General features: G+C 70.7%; 5 protein-coding genes. 4 read left to right on the plus strand and 1 reads right to left on the minus strand.

Going from position 1 to position 7,184, the window contains the following annotated elements; all coding sequences use genetic code 11:
• Nucleotides 1–357: 357 nt before the first annotated feature.
• Nucleotides 358–1,482, minus strand: coding sequence for a LacI family DNA-binding transcriptional regulator (locus tag ACRDP3_RS04240; protein WP_431515448.1), 1,125 nt, complete (start codon nt 1,480–1,482; stop codon nt 358–360).
• 349 nt (nt 1,483–1,831) lie between these two features.
• Between ACRDP3_RS04240 and hisC the strand changes: the two genes are divergently transcribed.
• From hisC to cydD, 4 genes are all read left to right on the plus strand, one after another.
• Nucleotides 1,832–2,914, plus strand: a complete 1,083-nt coding sequence (gene hisC, locus ACRDP3_RS04245; protein ID WP_431515449.1) for a histidinol-phosphate transaminase — start codon at nt 1,832–1,834, stop codon at nt 2,912–2,914.
• Nucleotides 2,915–3,132: 218 nt separating this feature from the next.
• Nucleotides 3,133–4,650 carry a cytochrome ubiquinol oxidase subunit I gene (locus ACRDP3_RS04250; RefSeq protein ID WP_431515450.1) on the plus strand — a complete coding sequence of 506 codons (1,518 nt, stop codon included), beginning with the start codon at nt 3,133–3,135 and terminating at the stop codon, nt 4,648–4,650.
• Nucleotides 4,651–4,660: 10 nt separating this feature from the next.
• Nucleotides 4,661–5,656: a cytochrome d ubiquinol oxidase subunit II gene (cydB, locus tag ACRDP3_RS04255; RefSeq protein ID WP_431515451.1), complete on the plus strand. Its 996-nt coding sequence runs from the start codon at nt 4,661–4,663 to the stop codon at nt 5,654–5,656.
• Nucleotides 5,656–7,184, plus strand: a 1,529-nt coding sequence (cydD, locus tag ACRDP3_RS04260) for a thiol reductant ABC exporter subunit CydD (protein ID WP_431515452.1), incomplete at its 3' end; no start/stop codon positions are given. The genes cydB and cydD, both read left to right, overlap by 1 nt.

Raw genomic sequence — 7,184 nt, forward strand, 5'->3', positions numbered from 1 at the left:
CGGATCCCTGACCGGCCCCCTGAGTCATCCGACCCCTCCACCATCGCGCGCTGCTGTGCACCTGCCGAACCGTCCCCTGCCTGCCGCGGCGGGGATCCCCCGCCCGCTGCCTGTCGTGCTGACCCCACCGGTCCGCAGGCGCACGGGTGCATGGGTTCACAGGTTCACAGGTCGGGAGCGGGTCCCGGTGTCGTGCGCCCATCATAGGAACGCCTGTAGCGCCTCGCGACGCACCTGGGGGTGGCAATTGCGGTCCGGGGGTGAGGCGATGGCACATTCCTCCGGAAATTCCCCTCTCGTCCGCGAGGATTCGCGGCGCCGCGCCCGGGCCACCGCGCCCACGGGTACGGCCGGCCGTCAGTCGGATGCGGGAGCGCGCGGCGCGCTGATGGTGGTGCGCGGCGACCGGCGCTGCGAGGACGTACGGACGATGAGGTCGGTCGGCATCACCTGCTGCACCGGCTGCCCGGCATCGACTCCTTCGATGGCGTCGATGAGGAGCTGGATGACGGTGTTGCCGGTCCGGCCCGGCTTGAGGGAGAGGGTGGTGATCGGCGGCTCGGTGGTGGCGTAGACGCTGGACTCGCTGCAGCACACCAGCAGCAGGTCCTCGGGTACGCGCAGGCCGTAGCGGCGGGCGGCGGCGAGCAGGTCGGTGCCGTTGGGGTCGAAGAGGCCGTAGACCGCGTCGGGCCGGTCCGGCCGGGCCAGCAGCCGGTCGGCTGCGACGGCGCCCGCGCAGGGGTCGTGGGCGGGGTAGTGCTCGTAGACCGGCTCCTGGCCGACGCGTTCGCACCAGTCGAAGTAGGCGGTGGTGGACAGGCGGGTGTAGGTGTCGGTGCTGGTGCCGGTCAGCAGCCCGATGCGGCGGGCGCCGGATTCGGCGAGGTGGTCGAGGAGCCCGCGGACGGCCTCCTCGTGGTCGTTGTCCACCCAGGCGGCGACGGGCAGCGAGCCGCCGGGGCGGCCGTCGGAGACGACGGGAAGCCCGGAGCGCACCAGCTCGGAGACGACGGGGTCGTCGTCGGAGGGGTCGATGACGACGGTGCCGTCGAGGGCGACGTTGGACCACAGGTCGTGGCGTGAGGTGGCGGGGAGGATGACCAGCGCGTATCCGCGGGCCAGGGCCGCGGAGGTGGCGGCCCGCGCCATTTCGGCGAAGTAGGCGAACTCGGTGAAGGTGAACGGTTCTTCACCGTAGGTGGTGACCGTGAGCCCGATGAGTCCGGACTTTCCGGTCCGGAGCGTACGGGCGGCGGCCGACGGGCGGTAGCCGAGCCGCTCGGCCACCTCGCGCACGTGGCCGCGGGTGGTGTCGGGCAGCCTGCCCTTGCCGTTGAGGGCGTCGGAGACAGTGGTGATGGAGACACCGGCCGCGGCGGCGACGTCGCGGATGCCCGCGCGGCCGTTCAGTCGGCTTCCCCCGCGTGCCCGGCGCGCGGCCGCCGCCCGGCTTACCTGATGCTTCTCTGCTGCTGTCATGGCGAACTGATCGTAGGCCCGCGTCGGAGGGGGTGCGGTGCCGTTCGAGGGTGCTTGCGAAGGCACGATTCTGCAAGCCTGCCAACCCCCAACTGCCTTGGAATTCCCGGGAGTTGGCGGAGTAGTCGCAGTATTGCCGCCCTCCGGGGGCGCCTGCGCCCACGGATGCTGCGAGGTTGCGAGGAGGTATCGACTCACCTTCATGAGTGACGCGCGCCACAGCGTTCGCCACCAGCGCGGGAGAGCGTGGGGGAGCTCATGACACAGGCCCGCACGCCCCGCCCCCGATTCCTCTTAGGGTGAGCAGTATTGGTGTGTTGGTGTTCACGAGGGTCAAGGAGGACCAGCGGTGAGCGAGAAGACTCCCAGGCTGCGCGGCGCGCTCGACGGAATCCCCAGCTACAAGCCGGGCCGGTCCGCCCCGGCCGGCGGCTCCAAGGTGTACAAGCTGTCCTCCAACGAGAACCCCTACCCGCCGCTGCCCGGGGTCCTGGAGGTAATGACCGCCGGCACCGCGGACGCCAACCGCTACCCCGACGCGACGTGTGCCGCCCTGTTCGCCGAGCTGGCAAACCGCTTCGAGGTTCCCGTCGAACACCTGGCCACCGGCACCGGCTCGGTCGGAGTCGCGCAGCAGCTGGTGCAGTGCACAGCGGAGCCGGGCGATGAGGTGATCTACGCCTGGCGCTCCTTCGAGGCGTACCCGATCATCACGCAGATCTCCGGTGCGACCTCGGTGCAGGTGCCCCTGACCGCGGACGAGGAGCACGACCTGGACGCGATGGCCGACGCGGTCACCGACCGCACCCGGCTCGTCTTCGTCTGCAACCCCAACAACCCCACGGGCGTCGCCATCCCGCGCCCCGCCCTGGAGCGCTTCCTGGACCGGGTGCCGGACGACGTGGTCGTGGTGCTGGACGAGGCGTACCGCGAGTTCGTACGGGACGAGCGCGTCGTCGACGGCATAGAGCTGTACCGCGAGCGTCCCAACGTGGTCGTGCTGCGCACCTTCTCCAAGGCCTACGGGCTGGCCGGGCTCCGGGTCGGTTTCGCCGTCGCGCACGAACCGGTGGCCGCGGCGCTCCGCAAGACCGCCCTGCCCTTCGGCGTCAGCCAGGTCGCCCAGGACGCGGCCGTCGCCTCGCTGCGCAGCGAGGACGCGCTGCGGGAACGTGTCGAGGCGCTCGTCGCCGAGCGTGCCCGGGTCTCCCGCGAGCTGATCGCGCAGGGCTGGACGGTGCCCGAGTCGCAGGCCAACTTCGTCTGGCTGCGGCTCGGCGGCCGTACGCTCGACTTCACGGCGGCCTGCGAGCGGGCGGGTGTGCTGGTCAGGCCGTTCGCGGGTGAGGGCCTGCGGGTGACGGTGGGGGAGACCGAGGCGAACGACATCTTCCTGCAGACGGCGGGGGCCTTCCGCAAGAGCGAGTACTGAGCGAACGGGCCCGCCCGGCACACCGGGTGGGCCCGATTCCGGCTGCCGACTCCCTTTGCGGGCGTTTCGGGGACCCCCCTCCACAGCCTCGGCGGGACGGTCGTACTATAGCTTGTGAATGTGAACTCATTCACGAACACCGCCTGTCCTCTGGTCATCCCCGTCCGAACGCGGACGAACCGGCCCCCGGTCACGGCGCGAGCCGAAGGAGAGAGCCGGTGGAGGATCTAGCTCTGGCGCCGGAGACCCTGGCGCGCTGGCAGTTCGGCGTCACGACCGTCTACCACTTCCTCTTCGTCCCGCTGACGATCTCGCTCGCCTCGCTCGTCGCGGGCCTGGAGACCGCCTGGGTGCGCACGGGCAAGGAGAAGTACCTCCAGGCCACCAAGTTCTGGGGGAAGCTCTTCCTGATCAACATCGCGCTGGGGGTGGTGACGGGCATCTTCCAGGAGTTCCAGTTCGGCATGAACTGGTCGGACTACTCCCGCTTCGTCGGCGACGTCTTCGGTGCCCCGCTCGCCCTCGAGGCGCTCATCGCCTTCTTCTTCGAGTCCACCTTCATCGGCCTGTGGATCTTCGGCTGGGACAAGCTGCCGAAGCGGATCCATGTGGCCTGCATGTGGATGGTCGCCCTCGGCACCATCCTCTCCGCCTACTTCATCCTGGCCGCCAACTCCTGGATGCAGCACCCCGTCGGCTACCGCGTCAACCCGGACAACGGGCGCGCCGAACTCACCGACTTCCTCCGGGTGCTCACCCAGAACACCGCCCTGGCCCAGTTCGCCCACACCATGGTCGCCGCCTTCCTCACCGGCGCCGCGTTCATGGTCGGGGTCGCCGCGTACCACCTGATCCGCAAGCAGCACCTGCCCGTCATGCGGGCATCGCTCCGGCTCGGCCTGATCACCATGGTGATCGCGGGCGCGCTCACCGCCGTCAGCGGCGACCGGCTCGGCAAGATCATGTACGACCAGCAGCCGATGAAGATGGCCGCCGCCGAAGCTCTCTGGGAGACCCAGGGACCGGCCCCCTTCTCACTCTTCGCCTACGGCGACGTCGACGCCGGCCACAACGAGGTCGCCGTCGAGATCCCCGGCCTGCTCTCCTTCCTCGCGCACGACAACTTCTCCGAGTCCGTTCCCGGCATCAACGACACCGAGAAGGCGCTCCGGGAGAAGTACGGCGACACCCTCGACATCACCGACTACCGCCCCAACATCCCGGTCGCCTACTGGTCGTTCCGCTGGATGATCGGCTTCGGCATGTCCTCCTTCGCCCTCGGCGCCGCCGGTCTGTACCTCACCCGCCGCCGGCTCTGGCTCGCCCCCCGCCTGCGCACCACCGCCGACCAGGTCCCCCGCCTCGCGCTGACCCGCGACCGCGAACTGGGCCCCGCCCTCACCCGCTGGTACTGGCGGCTCGCCCTGCTCACCATGGGCTTCCCGCTGATCGCCAACGCCTGGGGCTGGATCTTCACCGAGACCGGCCGCCAGCCCTGGGCCGTCTACGGCGTGCTGCCCACCTCCGCCGCCGTCTCACCCGGTGTCTCCCAGGGCGAGGTGCTCACCTCGATGCTCGTCTTCATCGCCCTCTACGCGGCGCTCGCCGTCATCGAGGTCAAACTCCTCTGCAAGTACATCAAGGCCGGACCGCCCGAGCTGACCGACTCCGACCTCAACCCGCCCACCAGGATCGGCGGCGACGACGCCGACCGGCCGATGGCCTTCTCGTACTGAGGAGCGTGCGATGCATCTTCCCGACGTCTGGTTCGCGGCCATCGCCTTCCTGTGGACCGGCTACTTCTTCCTGGAGGGCTTCGACTTCGGCGTCGGCTTCCTCACCCGCCTCCTCGCCCGCGACCGGGCAGAGCGCCGCGTTCTGATCAACACCATCGGACCGGTCTGGGACGGCAACGAGGTCTGGCTGCTCAGCGCAGTCGGCGCCACCTTCGCGGCCTTCCCCGACTGGTACGCCACCCTCCTCTCCGGCTTCTACCTCCCCGTCCTGCTCATCCTCGTCTGCCTGATCATCCGGGGCGTCGCCTTCGAATACCGCGCCAAGCGCCCCGAGGAGAGCTGGCAGCACCGCTGGGAGCTGGCCCTCTTCACCACCTCCCTGCTCCCCGCGTTCCTCTGGGGCCTGCTCTTCGGCAACATCGTCCGCGGCGTCCCCATCGGCGCCGACAAGAACTACGCCGGCGACCTCCTCGACCTCCTCACCCCCTACGCCCTGCTCGGCGGCCTGGTCACCCTCGCCCTCTTCACCTTCCACGGCGCGGTCTTCACGGCGCTGAAGACGGTCGGCGACATCCGCGTACGAGCAACCCGCCTGGCCACGACCCTCGGCACAGTCACCACGGCACTCACCGCCACGTTCCTCATCTGGACCCAGCTGCACACCGGCAGCACCGCCAGCCTCCCCGCCCTGGCTCTCGCCGTACTCGCCCTGCCCGCCGCCGTCCTCCTCAACGCGGCCGGCCGCGAGGGCTGGTCCTTCGCTCTGTCCGGCGTGGCCATCGCCGGTACCACGGCCATGCTCTTCCTGGCCCTCTTCCCCGACGTCATGCCCAGCTCGCTCAACCCCGACTGGAGCCTGACCGTCGAGGGCGCCGCCTCCAGCCCGTACACCCTCGAGATCATGACGTGGTGCGCGGGCATCGCCACCCCACTCGTCCTGCTCTACCAGGGCTGGACCTACTGGGTCTTCCGCAAGCGCATCGGCACCCAGCACATCGCGAACTGATGAAACCCGTCGACCCCCGCCTGCTGCGCTACGCGCGCACCACCCGCGTCTTCCTCGTCGCCTCCGTGGCACTCGGCGTGACCGGCGCCGGGCTGGTCATCGCCCAGGCCATGCTGATCGCCGGCATCATCGTCGGCGCCCTCCAGCACACCGACCAGACCCTCCCCCTGCTCCTCCTCGCCGCCACCGCGGTGGCCCGCGCCCTGGTCTCGTGGCTCACCGAACTGGCCGCCCACCGCTCCAGCGCCGCGGTCAAGTCGGAACTGCGCACCCGCCTCCTCTCCCACGCGACGGGTCTGGGCCCGTCGTACCTCGCCACCCAGCACACCGGCCACCTCACCACCCTCGCCACCCGCGGCATCGACGCCCTCGACGCCTACTTCGCCCGCTACCTCCCCCAACTCGCCCTGTCCGTCGTCATCCCCGTCGCCGTACTGGCCCGCATCGTCACCGCGGACTGGATCTCCGCGGCGGTCATCACCGTCACCCTCCCCCTCATCCCGCTCTTCATGGTCCTCATCGGCTGGGCCACCCAGGCCCACATGGACCGCCAATGGCGCCTGCTCTCCCGGCTCTCCCACCACTTCCTCGACGTCGTCGCGGGCCTGCCCACCCTCAAGGTCTTCGGCCGCGCCAAGGCCCAGGCCGACAACATCCGCGCCATCACCGGCGACTACCGCCGCGCCACCCTGCGCACGCTGCGCATCGCCTTCCTCTCCTCCCTCACCCTGGAACTCCTCGCCACCATCTCCGTCGCCCTCGTCGCCGTCGGCATCGGCATGCGCCTGGTCGCGGGCGAACTCGACCTGTACACGGGCCTCCTGGTCCTGGTCCTCGCCCCGGAGGCCTACCTCCCCCTCCGTCAGGTCGGCGCCCAGTACCACGCCGCGGCCGAAGGCCTCGCCGCGGCGCAGCAGGTCTTCGCCACCCTCGACTCGGCGCTCCCGCCCCCCGCCCACACCCGCGCTCCCGACCTGCGCTCCGCCACCATCACCCTCAACGCCCTCACCGTCCGCCACCCCGGCCGCACCGAAGACTCCCTCCCCGCCACGGACTTGACCCTGACCCCCGGCGAAACGGTCGCGCTCGCGGGCCCCTCGGGCGCGGGCAAATCGACCCTCCTCCACGCCCTGCTCGGCTTCACCCACCCCACCTCCGGCCACCTCCGCGTCGACGGCACCGACCTGCACGACCTCGAACTCCCGGGCTGGCACGCCCAGATCGCCTGGGTCCCCCAGCACCCCCACCTCTTCGCGGGCACGATCGCCGACAACGTACGACTGGCCCGCCCCACCGCGACGACAGCCGAGATCCGCACCGCCCTCCACCACGCCGCGGCCGACGACCTCGACCCCGCCACCACCCTCGGCGAAGGGGGCGCGGGCATCTCCGCGGGCCAACGCCAACGCGTCGCCCTGGCCCGCGCGTTCCTCGCCGACCGCCCCCTCCTGCTGCTGGACGAGCCGACGGCGGCACTGGACGGCGCGACCGAATCAGAGATCACCAACACCCTCCACCGCCTCACCCG

Source organism: Streptomyces sp., from assembly GCF_050698815.1.
In the GTDB taxonomy this organism is placed as follows: domain Bacteria; phylum Actinomycetota; class Actinomycetes; order Streptomycetales; family Streptomycetaceae; genus Streptomyces.

Excerpts from the sequence above, each read along its gene's own strand:
- cydB (WP_431515451.1), top strand. The coding sequence starts at position 4,661 with ATGCATCTTCCCGACGTCTGGTTCGCGGCCATCGCCTTCCTGTGGACC.
- ACRDP3_RS04240 (WP_431515448.1), bottom strand. The coding sequence starts at position 1,482 with ATGACAGCAGCAGAGAAGCATCAGGTAAGCCGGGCGGCGGCCGCGCGC.